The 21,811-nt window shown below is 61.4% G+C and carries 18 protein-coding genes; 5 read left to right on the forward strand and 13 right to left on the reverse strand.

The features are described 5' to 3' along the window. Positions 1–122: 122 nt before the first annotated feature. The 10 genes from trpE to AACU78_RS06805 all read right to left on the reverse strand — a co-directional run bounded on the left by trpE (position 123) and on the right by AACU78_RS06805 (position 11,984). Positions 123–1,604 carry an anthranilate synthase component I gene (trpE, locus tag AACU78_RS06760; RefSeq protein ID WP_106575504.1) on the reverse strand — a complete coding sequence of 494 codons (1,482 nt, stop codon included), beginning with the start codon at positions 1,602–1,604 and terminating at the stop codon, positions 123–125. Between the two features lie 68 nt (positions 1,605–1,672). Further along, positions 1,673–2,491 carry a phosphoglycolate phosphatase gene (locus AACU78_RS06765; protein ID WP_106575505.1) on the reverse strand — a complete coding sequence of 273 codons (819 nt, stop codon included), beginning with the start codon at positions 2,489–2,491 and terminating at the stop codon, positions 1,673–1,675. Then, complete coding sequence (gene rpe / locus AACU78_RS06770; RefSeq protein ID WP_106575506.1) at positions 2,488–3,162, reverse strand: ribulose-phosphate 3-epimerase; 675 nt, start codon at positions 3,160–3,162, stop codon at positions 2,488–2,490. Before rpe ends, AACU78_RS06765 begins: the two co-directional genes overlap by 4 nt. Positions 3,163–3,246: 84 nt before the next feature. After that, a complete protein-coding gene (locus AACU78_RS06775) occupies positions 3,247–4,395 on the reverse strand; it encodes an iron-containing alcohol dehydrogenase (RefSeq protein ID WP_106575507.1) in 1,149 nt (382 codons plus the stop codon). 215 nt (positions 4,396–4,610) lie between these two features. Next, positions 4,611–5,435, reverse strand: coding sequence for an ABC transporter permease (locus AACU78_RS06780; protein WP_028618151.1), 825 nt, complete (start codon positions 5,433–5,435; stop codon positions 4,611–4,613). Between the two features lie 12 nt (positions 5,436–5,447). Continuing rightward, positions 5,448–6,680 carry an ABC transporter permease gene (locus tag AACU78_RS06785; RefSeq protein WP_106575508.1) on the reverse strand — a complete coding sequence of 411 codons (1,233 nt, stop codon included), beginning with the start codon at positions 6,678–6,680 and terminating at the stop codon, positions 5,448–5,450. Between the two features lie 195 nt (positions 6,681–6,875). Beyond that, positions 6,876–7,916 (reverse strand): ABC transporter substrate-binding protein, encoded by a 1,041-nt coding sequence (locus tag AACU78_RS06790; protein WP_106575509.1) that lies wholly within the window; start codon positions 7,914–7,916, stop codon positions 6,876–6,878. A gap of 43 nt (positions 7,917–7,959) precedes the next feature. Further along, positions 7,960–9,072, reverse strand: a complete 1,113-nt coding sequence (locus AACU78_RS06795; RefSeq protein ID WP_106575510.1) for an ABC transporter ATP-binding protein — start codon at positions 9,070–9,072, stop codon at positions 7,960–7,962. 269 nt (positions 9,073–9,341) lie between these two features. Continuing rightward, positions 9,342–9,971: a response regulator gene (locus tag AACU78_RS06800; protein ID WP_106575511.1), complete on the reverse strand. Its 630-nt coding sequence runs from the start codon at positions 9,969–9,971 to the stop codon at positions 9,342–9,344. A gap of 18 nt (positions 9,972–9,989) precedes the next feature. Beyond that, positions 9,990–11,984, reverse strand: a complete 1,995-nt coding sequence (locus AACU78_RS06805) for a PAS domain-containing sensor histidine kinase (protein WP_106575512.1) — start codon at positions 11,982–11,984, stop codon at positions 9,990–9,992. A 77-nt stretch (positions 11,985–12,061) separates the two neighbouring features. Between AACU78_RS06805 and AACU78_RS06810 the strand changes: the two genes are divergently transcribed. Next, a complete protein-coding gene (locus tag AACU78_RS06810; RefSeq protein WP_106575513.1) occupies positions 12,062–13,036 on the forward strand; it encodes an alpha/beta hydrolase family protein in 975 nt (324 codons plus the stop codon). Between the two features lie 146 nt (positions 13,037–13,182). Here AACU78_RS06810 and AACU78_RS06815 read toward each other — a convergent pair whose 3' ends face one another. The 3 genes from AACU78_RS06815 to AACU78_RS06825 are packed head-to-tail and all read right to left on the reverse strand — an operon-like array spanning position 13,183 to position 15,648. Further along, on the reverse strand, positions 13,183–13,950 hold the full coding sequence (locus tag AACU78_RS06815) for a TerB family tellurite resistance protein (protein ID WP_106575514.1): 768 nt from the start codon (positions 13,948–13,950) through the stop codon (positions 13,183–13,185). Between the two features lies 1 nt (position 13,951). Next, on the reverse strand, positions 13,952–14,626 hold the full coding sequence (gene murU, locus AACU78_RS06820; protein ID WP_106575515.1) for an N-acetylmuramate alpha-1-phosphate uridylyltransferase MurU: 675 nt from the start codon (positions 14,624–14,626) through the stop codon (positions 13,952–13,954). Further along, complete coding sequence (locus AACU78_RS06825; RefSeq protein ID WP_106575516.1) at positions 14,623–15,648, reverse strand: aminoglycoside phosphotransferase family protein; 1,026 nt, start codon at positions 15,646–15,648, stop codon at positions 14,623–14,625. Before AACU78_RS06825 ends, murU begins: the two co-directional genes overlap by 4 nt. A 130-nt stretch (positions 15,649–15,778) precedes the next feature. On the opposite strand from AACU78_RS06825, the gene AACU78_RS06830 reads away from it, so the two are divergent. Genes AACU78_RS06830 through rsmA form a run of 4 tightly spaced genes read left to right on the forward strand, consistent with a single transcriptional unit; the run spans position 15,779 to position 21,714 of the window. Next, positions 15,779–18,604 carry an LPS-assembly protein LptD gene (locus AACU78_RS06830; RefSeq protein ID WP_106575517.1) on the forward strand — a complete coding sequence of 942 codons (2,826 nt, stop codon included), beginning with the start codon at positions 15,779–15,781 and terminating at the stop codon, positions 18,602–18,604. Further along, positions 18,579–19,919 (forward strand): peptidylprolyl isomerase, encoded by a 1,341-nt coding sequence (locus AACU78_RS06835; RefSeq protein WP_106575518.1) that lies wholly within the window; start codon positions 18,579–18,581, stop codon positions 19,917–19,919. The genes AACU78_RS06830 and AACU78_RS06835 overlap by 26 nt, the downstream gene beginning before the upstream one ends. Further along, complete coding sequence (pdxA, locus tag AACU78_RS06840; protein ID WP_106575519.1) at positions 19,916–20,905, forward strand: 4-hydroxythreonine-4-phosphate dehydrogenase PdxA; 990 nt, start codon at positions 19,916–19,918, stop codon at positions 20,903–20,905. The genes AACU78_RS06835 and pdxA overlap by 4 nt, the downstream gene beginning before the upstream one ends. Beyond that, positions 20,902–21,714 carry a 16S rRNA (adenine(1518)-N(6)/adenine(1519)-N(6))-dimethyltransferase RsmA gene (gene rsmA / locus AACU78_RS06845; protein ID WP_106575520.1) on the forward strand — a complete coding sequence of 271 codons (813 nt, stop codon included), beginning with the start codon at positions 20,902–20,904 and terminating at the stop codon, positions 21,712–21,714. Before pdxA ends, rsmA begins: the two co-directional genes overlap by 4 nt. Positions 21,715–21,811: the final 97 nt, after the last annotated feature.

The following is a 21,811-nucleotide window of genomic DNA, read 5'->3' on the forward strand; positions in this document are numbered from 1 at the left end:
CAGCGAAAAACCAATGTGGGAGCGGGCTTGCTCGCGAAGGCGGTGTATCAGCGACACATCCAGTGACTGACACTCTGCCTTCGCGAGCAAGCCCGCTCCCACAGTTGGATCTACATTTGGCTTTAGTTTTGCGGGGTTTGCTCAGCCAACGCCACCGCCCGGAACATCGCACGGCGCTTGTTCAGGGTTTCTTCCCATTCCAGCGCCGGCACCGAGTCGGCCACAATCCCGCCACCCGCCTGCACATGCAGCTCACCGTCCTTGATCACCGCCGTACGAATCGCAATCGCGGTGTCCATGTTGCCGTTCCAGGCGAAATACCCCACGGCACCGCCGTACACACCACGTTTGACCGGTTCGAGTTCGTCGATGATCTCCATCGCGCGAATCTTCGGCGCGCCCGACAAGGTGCCCGCCGGCAGAATCGCGCGCAGCGCGTCCATGGCGGTCAGGCCTTCCTTCAGCTCGCCGGTAACGTTGGAGACAATGTGCATCACGTTGGAATAGCGCTCGATGACCATCTTCTCGGTGAGCTTTACCGAGCCGATTTCCGAGACGCGGCCGGTGTCATTGCGGCCCAGGTCGATGAGCATCAAGTGCTCGGCGATTTCCTTGTCGTCGCTCAGCAGGTCTTCTTCCAGCGCCAGGTCGGCCTCTTCGGTCGCGCCGCGTGGGCGAGTGCCGGCGATTGGGCGCACGGTGATCAGGTTGTCTTCGACGCGCACCAGCACTTCCGGCGAACTGCCCACCACGTGGAAGTCGCCGAAGTTGAAGAAGTACATGTACGGCGTCGGGTTGAAGCAACGCAGCGCGCGGTACAGGTCAATCGGTGCGGCCTTGAAGTCGATGGACATGCGTTGCGACGGCACTACCTGCATGCAGTCACCGGCGAGGATGTATTCCTTGATGGTATCCACCGCGCGCTCATAGTCATCCTGAGTAAAGCTGGAGCGGAACACCGGGTCGGCAGCCGGTGGACGGCTGAGGTCCAGGCCACGGCGCGGGGTGATCGGCTGGCGCAGTTTTTCCAGCAAGGCTTCAAGGCTGGCCTGGCCTTGCTCGAAGGCATCGGCCTGGGAAGGATCCGCCAGCACAATCGCGTGCATTTTGCCGGCGAGGTTGTCGAACACCACCACCGCGTCGGAGACCATCAGCAGAATGTCCGGCACGCCCAGCGGGTCCGGGTTCGGGCATTTGCCCAGGCGTTTTTCCACGTAGCGCACGCAGTCGTAGCCGAAGTAGCCCACCAGGCCGCCGTTGAAGCGTGGCAGGCCGGCGATGGTCGGCACGTTGTAGCGCGCCTTGAAGGCTTCGACGAAGGCCAGCGGGTCTTCAACGTCGTGGCTTTCGATCTCGACGCCATCGAGCGTGATGCTCACATGATGGTCGTGCACCCGCAGCACCGTGCGGCACGGCAGGCCGATGATCGAGTAACGGCCCCACTTCTCCCCGCCTTGTACCGATTCCAGCAGGTAGGAGTTGGGCTCGTCGGCCAGTTTCAGGTAGATCGACAGCGGCGTATCGAAGTCGGCCAGGGTTTCGCAGGCCAACGGGATACGGTTATAGCCGGCAGCGGCCAAACGCAGGAATTCTTCGCGGATCATGAGGTGCCTCGTGGCTTGAGGGTCAAACGGTCAGGTGTGCAAACGTGCCGCAGCGCGGCCAGGATCAGTCAGGCGCGCCAACGCCAGCGGGCCAGGGCCTTGATGACTTTCATCCAGAGTTTGCGAGTGACCACCACGATGGGGTTTCCAGAAGGGGTTGATTCGATGTCGGGCAACGTTATCTCAGCGCCCGCTCCCAAGCAACCGGGGATTAACAGACGCAGGTCATCAATCACCAGCGCCGGCGCTTCTTCGGCAATCGGTCGGCCATGGTTATAGCCGTAACTGAGCGCCACACACTGCACGCCCGCAGCTTTGGCGGCCAGCACATCACTGCGCGAGTCACCGACAAACAACGACTGGGAGGCCGGGATATTGGCCATTTTCATCACGAAGAACAGCGCCGCCGGGTCGGGTTTCTTCTGCGGCAACGTATCGCCACCGATGATCCAGCGGAAGTAACGGCCGATCTTCATGTGATCCAACAACGGCGCGACAAAACGCTCCGGTTTGTTGGTGATCAGGGCCATTTCCACGCCCTGCTTGTGCAGCCACTTGAGCGTGTCGCGTACGCCGGGGTAAACCACGCTCAGCTCGTGGCCGTTTTCATAGGCCGCGTTGAACAACTCCAGGGCGTGCTCAGCCTCCACATCATCGACACCTTCGGCATCGATGTTGTTGGCCAAGGCCCGGCGCACCAGCATCTGCGCGCCGTTGCCGACCCACATGCGTACCGACTCGATCCCTGCAGGCTTGCGCCCCAGCTTGAGCAGCATCTGGTCCACCGCCGCTGCCAGGTCCGGCACCGAGTCGATCAAGGTACCGTCCAGATCGAACATCACCAGCCGTGGCAGCTTGCCGGGGAACAGCTGCTCAAAGCCGCTCATGGACGCGCCAGCGCCAGTTCGGCACGCATCGTGTCGATGACGGCCTGGTAGTCCGGCGCATTGAAGATCGCCGAACCGGCCACAAAGGTGTCGGCGCCGGCGGCAGCGATTTCACGGATATTGTTGACGTTGACCCCACCGTCGATTTCCAGGCGGATGTCACGGCCCGACGCATCGATCAGCGCGCGGGCTTCACGCAGTTTGTTCAGGGTGCCGGGAATGAATTTCTGCCCGCCAAAGCCTGGGTTGACGCTCATCAGCAAGACCATGTCGACCTTGTCCATCACGTACTCGAGCACGCTCAGCGGAGTGGCAGGGTTGAACACCAGGCCTGCCTTGCAGCCGCCTTCGCGGATCAGTTGCAGGGTGCGATCGACATGCAGTGTGGCTTCCGGGTGGAAGGTGATGTAAGTCGCGCCGGCCTCGATGAAGTCGCCGACAATACGGTCCACCGGGCTGACCATCAGGTGCGCATCGATTGGCGCGGTGATGCCGTACTTGCGCAGCGCCGCGCAGACCATCGGGCCGATGGTCAGGTTGGGCACGTAGTGATTGTCCATGACATCGAAGTGCACGAAGTCGGCGCCGGCGGCCAACACCTTGTCCACTTCTTCACCCAGGCGGGCGAAATCGGCGGAGAGAATCGATGGAGCGATAACGAAGGGCTGCATGACGCACCTTTTTTGAGCTAAATCACGATGGCGCGCATTGTATACCTCATGCTTTGCTGCGCGCACCGTGACCTAACTCAACGGTTAGTAAGCCGCCCGGTAGATTTTCTCGATATCCGCCGCGCTGAGCTTGCGCGGGTTGTTGCGCATCAAGCGTTCAATGCCCGCTGCTTCCGTGGCCATGGCAGGGATCGCGTCCTCGGGAACCCCGAAGCTGCGCAGGCCCGCCGGGATCTCCACTGCAGCGCACAGTCGCGTCATCGCCTCGACGGCCTGGTCGGCGGCATCGTTGACACTCAAGCTGCTGACATTCACGCCCATGGCCTGGGCAATGTCCTGCATGCGCTCCACACACGCCAACTTGTTCCAGTGCATCACATAGGGCAGCAACAGTGCGTTGCTCACGCCGTGGGCGATATTGAAACGCCCGCCCAGCGGGTACGCCAAGGCGTGCACGGCGCCGACCCCGGCATTGCCGAAGGCCATGCCGGCCATCAGGCTGGCGGTGGCCATGTCGTCGCGGGCCTGCAGATTGGCCGGGTTGGCGTAGGCTTTGGGCAGCGCGTTGGCGATCAGCTTGATCGCGCCAATCGCCAGGGCGTCGGTGATCGGCGAGGCATTCAGCGACAGGTAGGATTCGATGGCATGCACCAACGCGTCCACGCCACTGGCGGCGGTGACACTGCGCGGGCACGTGAGGGTCATTTGCGGGCTGATCAGCGCGACATCCGGCAGCAAGTAATCGCTGACAATGCCCTTTTTCAACTGTGCCGCCTTGTCGGAGAGGATCGCCACATTGGTCACCTCCGAGCCGGTGCCGGCCGTGGTCGGGATGGCAATCAGCGGCGGGCCTTTGCGCGGCACCTGGTCGACGCCGAACAAATCCGCCAGCGCGCCGTGGTAACCGGCATAGGCCGCGACGCTCTTGGCAATGTCGATGGCACTGCCACCGCCCACGCCGATCAAGCCGTCATGCCCACCTTCGCGGTACACGCGCATGCAGTCTTCGACGATGGCGATTTCCGGGTCGGGCAGCACGCGGTCGAAGATTTCATAGGTACGCTCGCCCACGTGTTCGAGCGCCAGCGCCACGGTGCCGGACTTGACCAGCGCGGCGTCGGTGACAATCAGCGGGTTATCCACATCCAGGCGCGTGAGCTCAAAGGCCAGTTGTTCGATGGCGCCAGCGCCGGTCAGCAGTTTGTGGGCGATCTTGAATGAGGAAGTACTCATGTGCGCGGCCTCTTATTAATGATGGGCTGGCACAAGAGTAGCTGGGTATTTTGGGTTGCCTAGCATTCAGGGTCTGAATGGTTATTCCCGACTCAACACATAACCAATGTGGGAGCGGGCTTGCTCGCGAATGCGGTAGGTCAGTCAGTGTATGTGTTACTGATAGACCGCATTCGCGAGCAAGCCCGCTCCCACATTTTGATCTCCTCTGGGCTTTAGACCTGGGCGGTACGCAGTTTTTCGCTACGGCCGCGCAGCCATTCAAGCGTCAGCAACAGCAGCACCGAGAAGGCAATCAACAGCGTGGCCGCTGCGGCAATCGTCGGGCTGAGGTTTTCGCGGATGCCGCTGAACATCTGCCGCGGCAAGGTCGCTTGCTCAGGGCCGGCAAGAAACAGCGTCACTACGACCTCGTCAAACGAGGTGGAAAAGGCAAACAGCGCCCCGGAAATCACCCCCGGCGCGATCAGCGGCAAGGTGACCCGGCGAAACGCGGTCAGCGGTGAAGCGCCCAGGCTGGCCGCCGCCCGCACCAGGTTATGGTTAAAGCCCTGCAACGTCGCCGACACGGTGATGATCACAAACGGCACGCCCAGCACCGCGTGCACCACAATCAACGAGAAGAAGCTGTTGCCCAGCCCCAACGGCGCAAAGAACAAGTAACTGGCCACACCGATGATCACCACCGGCACCACCATCGGCGAAATCACCAGGGCCATCACCAGCGCCTTGCCGGGGAAATTGCCGCGCGTCAGGCCAATCGCCGCCAGCGTGCCGAAGACCATGGCCAGCACCGTGGCGGCCGGGGCGACGATGATGCTGTTCTTCAGCGCGCGCATCCATTCGGCCGAGGCAAAAAAATCCTGATACCAATGCAGCGAGAAGCCTTGCAGCGGGTACACCAGGAAACTGCCGCTGTTGAACGACAGCGGGATAATCACCAACACCGGCAAAATCAGGAACAGCAGGATCAAGCCGCACAGGATCCGCAAGCTGTAGAACCACACCCGCTCCACCGGTGACATATAAGGGCTCAGCATCGCAAGGTCTCCTCAGCTCAGGCGCAGGCGACTGGCGCCCACCAACCGGTTATAGATCAGGTACAGCACCACGGTCGCCAGCAGCAACAAACCGCCCAAGGCCGTGGCCATGCCCCAGTTGATGCTGGTGTTGGTGTAGAACGCGACGAAGTAGCTGACCATTTGGTCGTTCGGGCTGCCGAGCAGCGCCGGGGTGATGTAGTAACCAATCGCCAGGATGAACACCAGCAGGCAACCGGCGCCCACCCCGGCGTAGGTCTGCGGGAAGTACACGCGCCAGAAGCTCGCGAACGGGTGGCAACCCAGGGAAATCGCCGCGCGCATGTAGGTGGGCGAGATGCCTTTCATCACGCTGTAGATCGGCAGAATCATGAACGGCAACAGGATGTGCACCATCGAGATGTACACCCCGGTGCGGTTGAACACCAACTCCAAAGGCTGATCGATCAGGCCCATGCCCATGAGTGCGCTGTTGATCAGCCCGCCGGACTGCAGCAACACGATCCACGCCGCCACCCGCACCAGAATCGAGGTCCAGAACGGCAGCAGCACCAGGATCATCAGCAGGTTGCTTTTACGGGCCGGCAGGTTGGCCAGCAGGTAGGCCAATGGATACGCCAGCAGCAGGCAGACAAAGGTGATCACCAGGCCCATCCAGAACGTGCGGGCAAAGATGTCCAGGTAGATCGCCTGATCAGGCGTGGCCGGGGCCACTTCGCCGAGGTCGTCGATGCGGTGATCGACCGCCGCCAGCAGGTAGTACGGCGTAAGGCTGCTGGTGTTGCGCCGGATCGCCTGCCAGTACGCCGGATCGCCCCAGCGTTCGTCGAGGCCTTCCAGCGCTTCTTTATAAGAGCCAGGCGCTTCGGTAAACGGCAGCGCCCGCGCGGTTTTGGTCAGCAGGCTACGGTAGCCGGCCAGTTCCATGTTCAAGCGTTTGGACAGGTCGCCCAAGGTCTGGTTTTTGCGCGCTTCGCCCAGGTCTTCGCTGAGCGCCTGGTAGACCGGCTCACCCGGCAGACCACGACCGTCCCAGGTCTTGACCGCCACCACGGTACGCGGCAAACCGCCTACCACTTCCGGGTTGCCGACGCTTTTGTAGAGCAGCGCAACAATCGGCACCAGAAACACCAGCAGCAAAAACAGCACCAGCGGCGCAATCAAGGCCTGGGCCTTCCAGCGGTTGAGCCGCTCGGCACGCGCCAGGCGCTGCTTGAGGGTGGGGCTGGGAATGGCGATAACCATGGCAAACTCCGGAACTTGAAATGAAAGCACTCTGCCCAACACAGCGAATCTCACATGGGAACGGGCTTGTGTGGGAGCGGGCTTGCTCGCGAATGCGGTGCATCAGTCGCCTCAAGTGTTGACTGTCACACTGCATTCGCGAGCAAGCCCGCTCCCACACTTACTGGTTCCCACAGGATTTAGCGGTGTTGCTGGTTACTTGGCCGCCCACGAATTGAAGCGCTGCTCGAGCTGCTCGCCGTTATCCGCCCAGAAGCTCACGTCGATCTGCACCTGGTTGGCAATGTTCTCCGGCGTGGTCGGCATGTCTTTGAGCACATCTTTGGCCAGCAACGGCACGGCCTGGGTGTTGGCCGGGCCGTAGGCGATGTTTTCCGAGTAGGTCTTCTGCTGCTGCGGCTGTACCGAGAAAGCGATGAACTTCTTCGCCGCTTCGGCGCGGTCCTTGGCCAGCCCCTTGGGAATGGCCCAGGCATCGAAGTCGTAGATGCCGCCGTTCCACACCACTTTCAGGTTGCTTTCTTTTTGCACGGCAGCAATGCGGCCGTTGTAGGCCGAGCTCATCACCACGTCACCCGAGGCGAGGTACTGCGGCGGTTGTGCGCCGGCCTCCCACCACTGGATCGACGGCTTGAGCTCGTCGAGCTTCTTGAACGCGCGGTCCTGGCCGTCTTTGCCGGCCAGCACTTTGTACACGTCCTTCGGCGCCACGCCGTCGGCCATCAAGGCAAATTCCAGGGTGTATTTGGCGCCCTTGCGCAGGCCGCGCTTGCCCGGGAATTTCTTGGTGTCCCAGAAATCCGCCCAGCTGGTTGGAGCGGTGGCCAGTTTGTCGGCGTTGTAGGCCAGCACGGTGGACCACACAAAGAAGCCCACACCGCACGGCTGGATCGCGCCCTTCACGTAGTCCGCGCTATTGCCGAACAGCTTGGGGTCGAGGGGCTCGAACATGTCTTCGTCGCAGCCACGGGACAGTTCCGGCGATTCCACTTCCACCAAGTCCCAGGACACGCTCTTGGTGTCGACCATGGCTTTGACCTTGGCCATTTCACCGTTGTACTCACCGGCGACGATCTTGCCGTTGCCCGCGCTTTCCCACGGTGCGTAGAAGGCTTTGACCTGGGCCGCCTTGTTCGCGCCGCCAAAGGACACGACCGTCAGGTCCGGGCCTGCCATGGCCTGTGTCGCGCCCATCAAGCCGATGACCAGGGCGGAATATTTAAGGGATCTCAACATTGTTGTTCTCTCCACGTGCAGGGTTGGTGAAGCCATGGGGCGATTAATTCGCCTCTAGAAGTGGGTCGAGTGCGCGAACGTGCTCGACTTGCCAGCCAATCGGTACCACGTCGCCGACCGCCAGGGCTGGGTCCAGCTCGGCAATCGGTTGTTTCACAAAAAAATCGGTCTTGCCGCAGACTTCCAGGCGCACACGCACGTGGTCGCCCAGGTAGATGAACTCGGCCACGCGCCCGGAGAAGCGGTTCACGCAGGATTCGCTGGAGCCATTGAGGCTGACGCGCTCCGGGCGTACCGACAACGTCACCGGCCCGCCGAGCTGGCCGACATTCACCGCCAGCGCCTCGACCTTTTCACCGCGCGCCAGCTCCACCACGCAACGCTCGCCTGTGTGGCTGTGCAGGCGGCCATTGAGGCGATTGTTCTCGCCAATGAAGTTGGCCACAAAGGTGTTTTTCGGTTCTTCGTACAAGGTGCGCGGCGCGGCAATCTGCTGGATCTCGCCCTGGTGGAACACCGCCACGCGGTCGGACATGGTCAGCGCTTCGCCCTGGTCGTGGGTCACGTACACCACGGTGACGCCCAGGCGCTGGTGCAGGTGCTTGATCTCCATCTGCATGTGTTCGCGCAGTTGCTTGTCGAGGGCGCCGAGGGGTTCGTCCATCAGCACCAGCTGGGGTTCGAACACCAGCGCTCGCGCCAAGGCCACGCGCTGTTGCTGGCCGCCGGAGAGTTGCGCCGGGTAACGCTGGGCGAAGGCATCGAGCTGAACCATGCTCAGCACCCGTTTGACCCGCTCGCTGACGTCGGTCTTGCTCAAGCCACGCACCGACAGTGGAAAGGCCAGGTTCTCGGCGACGGTCATGTGCGGGAACAGCGCGTAGTTCTGGAACACCATGCCGATGTCGCGTTTGTGCGGCGGCACGTTGTTGATGGAGCGCCCGGCCAGCAGGATTTCCCCTGCAGTCGGGGTCTCGAACCCGGCGAGCATCATCAGGCTGGTGGTCTTGCCTGAACCGGACGGCCCGAGCAAGGTGAGGAACTCGCCCTTGCGAATCTCCAGGTTGAGGTCTTTGACGATCAGGTTCTCGCCGTCGTAGCTCTTCTGCACGCCACGAAAGCTGACCAGCACATCATTTGAATCCACCTCGCTCATACCCACACCTTTTGTTTTGGACGGCTGTGGCACAAGCGTAGTCCAGGCGCGAGGCCCCGGAAATCGGGGGCCAGGAGAGATTTGCATCAGCAGGATGGAAGGTTCGGGGTAGGGATTGCCCTACACCGATGGCGGGGATGGGACAGGGCCGCTACAAAGGGCTGGCTACAAGCGGCAAGAATGGGCGCGGCGGTATTTTCGCGGTGTCGTTATTGGGCATGCCGCCTGCCACCGATCATTCTCACGCTGCGCGTGGAAATCATCATGGGTCACAACAGTTTGTGTTCCATGGCGTACTTCACCAACTCAGCCAATGAAGTGATGTTGAGCTTTTGCATCAAACGCGCCTTGTGCGTGCTGATGGTCTTGCTGCTCAGCGCCAACTGCTGGGCGATGTCATTGACATTAGCACCCTGGGCCAGGCGCTCGAACACCGAAAACTCACGCTCCGACAGCAGCGAATGCAGCGGCCGCGCATCGGTGAGTCCGACCTCAAAGACCATGCGGTCGGCCAGGTCCGGGTCGATGTAACGCCCGCCCGCCGCGACTTTGCGAATCGCCGTCAGCAGCAGCGCCGGATCACTGTCCTTGGTGGCGTACCCGGCCGCGCCGACTTTCAAGGCGCGGGCGGCCATCTGCGCTTCATCGTGCATCGACAGCACCAGAATCGCCGGCGGATTGTGCAGCGCGCGGATACGCGCAATCGCTTCCAGGCCATTCACGCCAGGCATCGAGATATCCAGCAACACCACCTCGCACGCGACATGGCGCAAGGTCTCCAGCAATTGCTCGCCATTGCTGGCCTCGCCGACCACCAGCAGGTCTTTGGCCAGGCCGATCAATTGCTTGATGCCTTCACGGACGATGGTGTGGTCTTCGGCTACCAATACGCGAATCACAGGGGCTTCCTCTTGTGGTTATGCATCCAACGGCACCGTGACACTCAAGGTGGTGCCCTCCCCCGGTTCGCTGTGCAGGCTCAGTTGCCCGCCCATCATCAGCACGCGCTCGCGCATGCCGACGACGCCAAAGGACACCGGGCGACCCTGGGTTTCGACGAACCCGACGCCGTCATCGCTGATGGTCAGCCGCAGGTCGGCGCCCTCCACGCTCAACGTCAGCTCGACAGTATGCGCCTGGGCATGGCGCATCACATTGGTCAGCGCCTCCTGCAGGATGCGGAACAGGCCGATGGCCTTGGCATCACTCAGGGCCGGCAGGTTTTCCGGGACTTGTACCAGGCAGGGGATGTGGGTGCGGGCCTCGAAGCGCCGGGCTTGCCATTCGATGGCCGAAGCGATGCCGGCGTCAAGAATCGGCGGGCGCAGCGCGGTCGCCACATCGCGTACGAGCTGGAACAACTGCGCGATCAGGCGCTTCATGCTGTTCAAGCGCTCGTTCAGGCCTGGGTCCAGTTGGGCATAGGCCAGCTCGCACATCGAGGTTTCCAGCTTGAGTACCGTGAGCATCTGCCCGAGTTCGTCGTGCACCTCACGGGCGATACGCGCCTTTTCTTCTTCGCGCACGGTTTCCAGGTGGGCCGACAGCTCGCGCAGTTGTGTTTCGCTTTGCTGCAAGGCGGCCACATAACGGCGGCGCTCGGTGACGTCATTCAGGTAGACCACCAGGTATTCGGCATCGGCAAAGCGCAGGAAACTCAACGACACGTCGGCCGGCAGGATGCTGCCGTCGGCGCGCACGCAATCGGTCGCGAAGGTTTGCGGGCCTTCCTCGCTGGCACGCGCGCGCTTCCACACATTGAGCCAGCGGTCCATGTTCAGGGTCGGGTCGAAATCGATCAGCGGTCGCTCGATCAGCGCGCCCGGCCCATAGCCCAGCATGGTTTCGGCGGCGCGGTTGGCGTAACGCACATGGCTGTCCCAATTGACCCACAGGATGCCGACGGTGCTTTGATCGATGGAGAACTGCGTCAGCCGCAAGGCCTCGGCGCCGGCAGCGCGTGCGGCACTTTCTTCACGGGCAGCCAGCAGGTGGTGTTCGAGCACGCGCTGGTGGCGGCGTTGCCAGAACACCACCGCGAGGCTGGCGAGCAAGAACATCGCCAACAGCAGGCTGAGGTTTTGCCACAGGCCCGGCGATTGTGTCAGTTGCGGGTATTTAGGTTGCAGCCAGCGGCTGTGCAATTGGTCGAGGTCGCGGGCCGGTATCGCGCGCAACGCGCTTTGCATGATGCCCGCCAGTTCCGGCCATTCGCGGCGGGTGGCCACGCGCAGCAATTGCGGCAGGCCGATGTCGCCGACCACCGTCAGCCCGGCAAACTCGGCCTCACCGGACAAGCGGCTCAATTGCGCCTCATCCACCACGGCATAACGCGCCTGCTGGCTCACCAGCAATTGCAGGGCCTGGCGCTCCATGGGCACGCCTTGCAGGTTGAGGTTGGGATAGTTGCTGCGCAGGTAATCGGCCACCGTGCTGGGCATGCGTATGGCAACGCGAGAAAGCTCGTCGAGTTTTTCCAGCTCTACCGCGCCGCCGCCTTCGCGGATGCCGACGATATGCTGGGGCACGCGCATATAAGGGTCGCTGAATAACCACAGGCGCAAGCCGGCCGGTGTTTGCTGCAGGCCGGGGGCGATATCCACCTCGCCGTCGCGCACAGCAGCGTCCAATTGCTCCTGGCTGGGGAAGTTGCGCCAGGTCAGCTCGATGTTCAGCGCCTTGGCCAACCATTGCATCAGCTCGACATTGGCCCCGGACAAGCGCTGCAGGCGCCGATCGTATTGCGCGTACGGCGCCTGCAATACCAGGCCCACGCGCAGCTCCGGATGCTGGGCCAGCCACTCACGCTGCTGCGCATTGAGCGGCGCCTGCGGTATGGCAGGCGCGGGCGCAGCCTTCGTCATCAAGGCAAAGCACAAACCGCCGATAACCAGCAGACAGCGAAAACCCATGATCCACGTCTCACATCACTGACAAATACTGACCAACCCATTAGGCTGCTGGAATCACTTCTGGCCGGGAATTAACGATGCCCTTTATCCACCGTTCGGCACTGCCAGCATTGTGCCTGTCGCTGCTATTTACCAGCGCCTTTTCTGTGCAGGCCGCCGACGCGCCTGCACCCGCCGCCGAAAAACCGGCTGAACGCCAACCCCTGCCCGAGCGCAGCCAGGAAGAAGCCAGCGCCCTGGAGCGTCAGGTTCCGCAACAGGAACAGCAACAATTGCAGGCCGGCAGCGATTCATTCCTGGCCCTGTGGAAGCCGGCCAACAGCGCCGAGCCCGAAGGCGTGGTGATTATCGTACCGGGCGCCGGGGAAAGCGCTGACTGGCCGCAAGCAATCGCACCGTTGCGGCGCAAATTACCCGACGCCAATTGGGCCACGCTGAGCCTGTCGCTGCCGGACGTGAACGTCGACACCTTGCCGCCGCGCGTCCTGGAATCGCCCAAGGCCGCCGTCGATACCAGCAGCAAAGACGGCAGCACCGCGGCCAAACCCATCGAACAAGCCGCCAGCGCCGAAGCCGAAGGCACCGACCCTGCGGTAGTGCCGGGCGCCGATGAACAAGACAAGACCGACGCCAAACGCATCTTCGACCGCATCGATGCCGCCGTTGCCTTTGCCCAGACCCAGAGCGCACGCAGCGTGGTGCTGCTCGGCCACGGCACGGGCGCCTGGTGGGCGGCGCGTTACTTGAGCGAGAAACAACCGTCCCAGGTGCAAAAGCTGGTGATGGTGGCAGGCAAGACGCCGGCGGCCAGGCAGCCAGACCTGCAACAATTGGCCCCGGCGTTGAAAGTGCCAACGGCGGATGTTTTCTACCAGGACGGCGCTCAGGAGCGTAAAAATGCACTGGCCCGCATCCAGGCCGCCAAGCGTGGGAAGAATGCCGGCTATAAACAGGTGTCACTCAAGACCTTGCCCGGCAACAGTTCGGCTGAGCAGGAACAGTTGTATCGGCGGGTTCGCGGGTGGTTGAGCCCGCAGACTGCTGCTGAGTAACCTTGATCTGATAACCCAATCAACTGTGGGGAACTGGCTTGCCTGCGATAGCGGGCTGTCAGTGACAACTGTTTAGCTGACACACCGCTATCGCCGGCAAGCCAGCGCCCACACGAATGGAGTTGGCAACTCGGGATTTGTGCTGGTTAGCGAAAATCCCGGCGCTCGCGAATCAACGCATAAGCGTTATGCAGCTCACGGGTTCGCTCGGTCGCTTCGCGCACCTGTGCGGCGCTGGCGCCAGTGCCGGCAATCTTGTCCGGGTGGTGGCGACTGAGCAGGCGGCGATAGGCGCGTTTGATCACACTCGGTTCGCTGGTGGACGTGACCCCCAAAATTCGCATCGCGTCCTGATAGGCGCCCGCACGATTGGCCAACGGCTTGCGCTCCTGCACGTAATCGGCAGCCAGCGCCTGCAGCTGCTGAGGCGTCCAGCCGAGCCATTTGCCCCACAGGTCGATCAAGTCGCGCTCGGCGTTATCCGCCTTGCCGTCCGCCCAGGCCATGCGCCAACAGGCGCGCAGTAAACCCTCTGCGGCATGGGGCTGGGCCTTGAGCACGCGCAGGTAATGGCGCACTCGGTCGGAACCGGACTTGCCTCGATTGAACGCGCTGATCGCCCGGCGCTGGGCCGACTCGGTCATGTCCAGCGCACGCATCTCCTGGCGCGCCTGCTGGATATGCCCATCCACCACGCGGCCATTGCTCTTGGCCAGGCGCCCCAACAGCACGAACAGCAGTTCGTCATTGCGCAACGCCGGGCGCCCGCCCAGGCGCTCGCGCAGTTGCGCCCAACTTTGCAGCTGAAGGCGGCGATCCAGCGCCTGCCCCAGCAATGCTCCCAACAAGGCCCCCGGAATACTGGCAATGGCAAAGCCAGCCCCGGCACCGATCAGTGTCCCTGGCCACAACATCTTATTGCCCCGCAGTCAGCAAGGTTTCAACCTGCGCCAGACGCTCCAGCGTGCCGACATCAATCCAGCGTCCCGTCATGTGTTCCCCCGTTACCAGACCTTTGGCCATGGCCGTGCGCAGCAGCGGCGCCAGCTTGAAGGCACCGGCACTGCAACCCGCGAACAATTGAGGGTCGAGCACTGAAATGCCACTGAAGGTCAGGTTATCGGCACCGGGCGCCGCATCATGAAGCACCCCTTGATCCAGGTAGAAATCGCCGCCGGAGGGGTGATGCGCCGGGTTATCCACCATCACCAGATGCGCCAGGCCCTGAAGTGGCCGGCGCAATTGGGTGAAGTCGTAGTCGGTCCAGATATCGCCATTGACCACCAGGAAGGGCTCGTCACCCAGCAACGGCAATGCCTGGAAAATCCCGCCGCCGGTTTCCAGCGGCTCGCCTTCGGCCGAATACTGGATGCGCAGGCCAAACTGCGCACCGTCGCCCAAGTAGCTTTCGATCTGCTGGCCGAGCCACGCATGGTTGATCACGATTTCGCTGAAGCCGGCCTTGGCCAGCGCCTCAAGGTGATACTCGATCAGCCGCTTGCCGCCCGCCTGCACCAGGGGTTTGGGCGTGTGCAAGGTCAACGGGCGCATGCGCTCACCCTTGCCGGCCGCCAGGATCATGGCTTTCATACGCTCGCCTCGACAGGTTGGCGCAGGCTGGCAAGCAGTTCGCCCAACTCGGCCAGCTCAGGACGGTCTGCCAGCACCGCTTCTATATAAGCAAAGAAGCGCGGCACGTCCGCCAGGTAGCGTGGCTTGCCGTCGCGATGGCAGATACGCGCGAAGATACCGATCACCTTGAGGTGACGCTGCACGCCCATCAAGTCACTGGCACGCTGGAATTCTTCGAAATCGGCCTGTACCGGAATGCCCAGTTGCCCGGCACGCTCCCAATAGCCCCGTTGCCACGCGCGTACGCGCGCTTTCGGCCAACTGAGGAAGGCATCCTTGAACAGGCACGTGATGTCGTAGGTGACCGGGCCGTAGACGGCGTCCTGGAAATCCAGCACACCGGGGTTCGGTTCGCTGATCATCAGGTTGCGCGGCATATAGTCGCGATGCACCAGCACTTTAGGCTGGGCCAGGGCGCTGTCGATCAAGTGATCGCTGACGCGCTGCCACAAGGCCTGTTGCTGGGTATCCAACTCGATACCCAAGTGCCGGCGAACGTACCATTCCGGAAACAGTTCCAGCTCGCGGCGCAACAAGGCGACGTCATAGCTGGGCAGCGGCGCGTCCATCGGCAATTGCTGAAAAGCCAGCAACGCATCGATGGCATCGGCGAACAATGGATCGGCGTTTTGCTCGTCAATCACGTCCAGATAGGTTTTTTTGCCCAGGTCATTAAGCAAAAGAAAGCCGCGCGGCAAATCTTCTGCATAAATTTTTGGCACATTTATTCCTGATTTCGCCAGCAAATCAGCGATATCGACGAAAGGTTTGCAGTTTTCCTGGGGGGGTGGCGCGTCCATTACGACGAAACTTTGCCCACCGCCTTCCCACCGGAAGTAACGCCTGAAACTCGCGTCGCTGCTGGCCGCGGTCAATGTGGCCGGGGGTACGGCGCCCCAGTCCTGAGCGTTGAAAAGGATCGGCAACTGCTCATCCAGCCAGACTTTCAGCTGTTGTAAACGTAGATCTTGCTCGGGCATTACAAGGGTCTCCGACGGCGCTAGCCGTCAAGCGGGTCATGCTTTATTATCACGCATCTTTTTCAGACCATCGAGAGGCGTGCGGCCCACACCGCGGGCAGATGGCACGCAGGAAGCCCGGACTAATAAGATGGCATTGAAATCCCCCGCGTTTCGTAGAAAATTTCCGTTGCTGGTAACCGGCAGTCTGCTGGCCATGCAACCTTTCGCCACCTCATTCGTGGTCGCCGCGGAACAGTATGACTGCTCAGTCTCTGCTTCGGGTGCCTGGGATTGCGCGCCGAAAACCGCCGCAGCCCCGTTGCCACCACGCCCGGTGCATGACGGCGCAGCCGTCAGCTCGGCCGGCAGCACGGCGCAAGCCAATGCTGACGGCAGCGCCGAGGCCGAACCGAAGACCGCTCTGGTCACCGAAGCCAAGGGCCGTGGCCTGCGTTCGCGCAGCGCCGACTACAGCCACCTGGACTGGGTGCCTCGCGAGAAGCTGACCGCAGCCCAACTGGCTGAAACCGGTCCTTATTGCTCCGGCGCGTACATCGAACCGGTTCGTCCTGGCATGAACGACAAGACGAACAAGAGCGATGCGCCGACCTTCATCGGTGCCAAGGCCTCGCGTTATGAGCAGGAACAACAGGTCGCGACCCTGGCCGGTGACGTTGTCATGCGTCAGGGCAGCATGCAGCTGGAGGCTCAGGAAGCCAGCCTGTATCAGGCCGAGAACCGTGGCGAGCTGAACGGCAACGTGCGTCTGCGCGACAACGGCGCCCTGATCGTGGGCGACCATGCCCAGGTCCAGCTCGACACCGGTGCCGCCCAGATCGACAACGCCGAATACGTGCTGCACAAATCGCGTATCCGCGGTAACGCGCTGTACGCCAAGCGTGCCGAGAACGCGATCATCCGTCTCAAGGACGGTACGTACACCACCTGCGAGCCGGACAGCAACGCCTGGCAGCTCAAAGGCAACAACATCACGTTGAACCCGGCCACCGGTTTCGGTACGGCGACCAACGCGACGTTGCGGGTCAAGAACATTCCGATCCTGTACACCCCGTATATCTACTTCCCGATCGACGACCGTCGTCAATCCGGCTTCCTGCCGCCAAGCTTCAGCACCGGCAGCGAAACCGGCTTTACCCTGGTTACGCCGTACTACTTCAACCTGGCACCGAACTACGATGCCACGTTGTATCCGCAGTACATGACCAAGCGCGGCATGATGGTGGAAGGCGAATTCCGCTACCTCACCAAGTCCAGCGAAGGTCAGTTCGGCGGCGCGTACCTGAACGATGACAGCGACGAGCGGAAAAAGCAGACCGACTACGAAAGCACCCGCTACATGCTCAACTGGCAGCATAAGGGCGGGCTGGATTCGCGTCTGACGACCCAGGTCGACTACACCAAGATCAGCGACCCTTACTTCTTCCAGGACCTGAAAACCTACCAGGAAGGTATTCAGGCGCAGGACTTCGTAAACCAACAGGGTTCCGTGACTTATCGCGGCGATTCCTATCAGGCGCGCTTGAATCTCCAGTCTTATCAACTGGCGACCGTTTCGCAGATCACCCCGTATGACCGGCTGCCGCAGCTGACCTTCAATGGTACGTTGCCTTACCATCCAGGCGGCGTGGACTTTGCCTATGAGACCGAGGCTGTAAGGTTCGATCGGGATCTTCAAACCGGTAACTACACGGATAAAGACGGTGGGCCGTTTGATCCAGTGACGGGAATTACAGGTACACCTCGGCTGGATACCAACGTATTTGGTTTAAACCGTGCCAACGGTACGCGTCTGAACCTGGCACCCAGCATTTCCCTGCCGATGACTGCGAGCTACGGGTACATCACGCCGAAGCTCAAGTACGTTTACACCAAGTACGACCTTGACCTGGACAACACTGGCAAGGCTGACCTGGTGACCAATAGAGGTGGCGCCTCGGCGTTGGGTGAGAGTTTCAGCAGCTCACAGGATCGCGCTGTTCCAATCGCCAGCATCGACAGCGGCCTCTACTTCGACCGCAACACTCAATGGTTCGGCGAAAACTATCGTCAGACCCTTGAACCGCGCATGTTCTATCTCTACGTTCCAGAGAAGGATCAGAAAGACATCCCGGTATTTGATACCAGCGAGAGCGTGTTCAGCTACTCATCGCTGTTCCGGGACAACCGCTTCTCCGGCTCGGACCGTATAGGCGACGAAAACAAACTGTCGTTTGGCTTGACCAGCCGTTGGATTCAAGACAACGGCTTTGAACGCCAGCGTGCATCCATCGGTCAGGCCGTTTACTTCAAGGATCGCGAAGTTCAACTGCCTGGCATCGATGCCAATACACGTGACGACGCTCATTCGAAAGTCTCGCCAATCGCGTTGGAATACGAGTTCCGCTTCAACCGTGACTGGCGCGCCACTGCCGACTACAACTGGGACACCGAGAGCCACACCCCTCGCTCCGGCAGCGCGATGTTCCACTACCAGCCGGAAGACAACCCGAACAAGATCATCAACCTCGGTTACCGCTACCGCAACGACCAAGTGGTCTACAACCAGCTGACCGGAAAATGGCAGTTTGGTGGCGACTACGGCACCGAGGGGCAGCCAAACTTCATCAAGGATTACTACAAAATCCAGCAACACGATTTCTCGATGATGTGGCCGATCATTCCTCAGTGGAACCTGATCACCCGCTGGCAGTATGACTATGCGCGCAACCGTACCCTGGAAGCATTCGGTGGTTTCGAGTACGACAACTGCTGCTGGAAACTGCGCGTCATCAACCGTTACTGGGTTTCCAACGACGAATACAGCCAGATCGCCCCGCTGAACGAAAAGGGTGACCACGGGCTCTTCTTCCAGATCGTCCTTAAAGGACTCGGCGGCCTGACCGGCGCCAAGGTAGAGAGCTTCCTCGACAAAGGCATTGAAGGTTATCGTGAACGTGAAGACCAAGCTTTCTGATTGTCTGCGCCCGCTAGTACTGGGCGCACTGTTCCTGGGGACCGCTTCGGCACACGCCGCGGTCCAACCGCTGGACAAGGTTGTGGCCATCGTCGATAACGACGTGATCATGCAGAGCCAACTCGACCAACGGGTCAAGGAAGTTCAGCAAACCATCGCCAAGCGTGGCGGCGGCGTACCACCTACCAGCGTGCTGGACCCACAGGTTCTGGAGCGCCTGATTGTCGAAAACCTGCAACTGCAGATCGGCGATCGTTCCGGCATCCGTATTTCGGACGAAGAGCTGAACCAGGCGGTCGGTACTATCGCTCAACGCAACAACATGAGCGTTGACCAGTTCCGCGCGGCACTGGCTCACGACGGTTTGTCCTATGAGGACGCCCGTGACCAGATCCGCCGTGAAATGATCATCAGCCGTGTACGTCAGCGCCGCGTGGCCGAGCGTGTGCAGGTGTCCGAGCAGGAAGTGAAGAACTTCCTGGCATCGGACCTGGGCAAGATGCAGCTCTCCGAAGAACTGCACCTGGCCAACATCCTGATCCCGACGCCAGACAGCGCCAACGCCGAACAGCTCAATGCTGCCGCCGCAAAAACCCAGGCTGTTTATGACCGCCTGAAAGCCGGTGCTGACTTTGCCCAGACGGCAATTGCCGTGTCCGGCAGTGACAACGCTCTGGACGGCGGTGACATGGGCTGGCGTAAAGCTGCTCAACTGCCACCTCCGTTCGACCGTGAGCTGAGTGCGATGAACGTGGGTGACATTACCCAGCCAGCACGTACGCCAGGCGGCTTTATCATCCTCAAGTTGCTCGGCAAGCGCGGCGGCGAGACCTCGCTGAAAGACGAAGTACATGTTCGTCACATCCTGGTCAAACCAAGCGAGATCCGCACTGAAGCGCAAACCAAGGAACTGGCCCAGAAGATCTATGACCGCATCGAAGGCGGTGAAGACTTCGCCACGCTGGCCAAGAGCTTCTCGGAAGACCCGGGTTCGGCCCTCAACGGTGGCGACCTGAACTGGATCGACCCGAAAGCGCTGGTGCCTGAGTTCCAGGACGTGATGGCCAAGACCCCGCAAGGCGTTCTGTCCAAGCCGTTCAAGACTCAATATGGCTGGCATGTACTGGAAGTCCTTGGCCGTCGCGCCACTGACAACACCACGCAGGCCCGCGAGCAGCAAGCACTGACCGTGTTGCGTAACCGCAAATACGATGAAGAGCTGCAAACCTGGTTGCGTCAGATCCGTGACGAAGCCTACGTGGAAAACAAGCTGCCAGGCGCCGAGCAAACAGGCACCGACCAGGCAGCACAGTGAAACCCCAGCGTTTCGCAGTAACACCCGGCGAGCCGGCCGGCATTGGTCCTGACCTGTGCCTGCTGCTCGCCTCGCACCCTCAGCCACACCCCCTGATTGCCATTACCAGCCGTGACCTGCTCCTTGAGCGGGCCACGCAGCTGGGTGTGGCCGTTAACCTGCTGGACGTGTCACCGGGCAACTGGCCCGACCTGCCGGCACCTGCGGGCAGCCTGTACGTTTGGGACACTCCGCTTGCCGCCAAGGTGGTTGCCGGGCAACTGAACAAGGCCAATGCGGCCTTTGTACTGGAAACCCTGACGCGCGCCGGTCAAGGCTGCATCGACGGCGACTTCGCCGGCATGATCACCGCGCCGGTACACAAAGGCGTGATCAACGAATCCGGCATCGCCTTTTCCGGCCACACCGAATTCCTCGCCGAGCTGACCCATACCGCTCAAGTGGTGATGCTGCTGGCCACACGCGGCCTGCGCGTTGCACTGGTGACGACGCATTTGCCGTTGCGTGATATCGCCGATGCGATCACCGCCGAGCGCCTGGAGCGCGTCACGCGCATCCTGCACACCGACCTGCAACAGAAATTCGGCATTGCTCAGCCGCGCATCCTGGTCTGTGGGCTCAACCCGCACGCCGGTGAAGGCGGCCATTTGGGCCATGAAGAAATCGACATCATTGAACCGACATTAGAGCGTCTGCGCCAAGAAGGCATGGACCTGCGTGGCCCACTGCCTGCAGACACTCTGTTTACCCCCAAGTATCTGGAGCACTGCGACGCAGTGCTGGCGATGTACCATGACCAGGGGCTGCCCGTGCTGAAATACAAAGGCTTCGGCGCCGCAGTCAACGTGACACTGGGCCTGCCGATCATCCGTACCTCCGTCGACCATGGCACTGCCCTGGACCTGGCGGGCAGCGGCAAGATCGATACCGGCAGCCTGCACGTGGCCCTGGAAACCGCCTATCAGATGGCCGAGACCCGTATATGACTGAGCATTACCAACACCGGGCGCGCAAGCGCTTCGGGCAAAACTTCCTGCACGACGCTGGCGTAATCGACCGCATCCTGCGCTCCATCCATGCCAAGCCGGAAGACCGCCTGCTGGAAATCGGCCCGGGCCAGGGCGCCTTGACCCAAGGCCTGTTGGCCAGTGGCGGGCAACTGGACGTGGTGGAACTGGACAAGGACTTGATCCCGATCCTCAACCAGCAGTTTGCCGACAAACCCAATTTCAACCTGCACCAGGGCGATGCGCTGAAGTTCGACTTCAACAGCCTCAACGCTGCGCCCAGCAGCCTGCGGGTGGTGGGCAACCTGCCGTACAACATTTCCACGCCGCTGATTTTTCACCTGCTGAACAACGCAGGGATCATCCGCGACATGCACTTCATGCTGCAAAAAGAAGTGGTTGAGCGTTTGGCGGCGGGCCCTGGTGGTGGTGATTGGGGCCGTCTGTCGATCATGGTTCAGTACCACTGCCGCGTAGAGCACCTGTTCAACGTTGGCCCTGGCGCGTTCAACCCGCCGCCGAAGGTCGACTCGGCCATCGTGCGCCTGGTGCCTCACGCCGTGCTGCCGCACCCGGCCAAGGATCACAAACTGCTGGAGCGCGTGGTACGCGAGGCGTTCAACCAACGCCGCAAAACCCTGCGCAACACGCTCAAGGCCCTGCTCAGCAACGCCGAAATCGAAGCCGCCGGCGTCGATGGCAGCCTGCGCCCCGAGCAACTGGACCTGGCCGCGTTTGTGCGCCTGGCTGATCAGCTTGCGATCCAGCCCGCGCCGACCGTGGAATAAGCTGTAACTCGATACAAATGTGGGAGCGGGCTTGTCCGCGATGGCGGTGCATCAGTTACACATTCAGTGACTGACACTGCGCATTCGCGGGCAAGCC

The sequence above is a fragment of the Pseudomonas sp. R9.37 genome, from assembly GCF_963878885.1.
In the GTDB taxonomy this organism is placed as follows: domain Bacteria; phylum Pseudomonadota; class Gammaproteobacteria; order Pseudomonadales; family Pseudomonadaceae; genus Aquipseudomonas.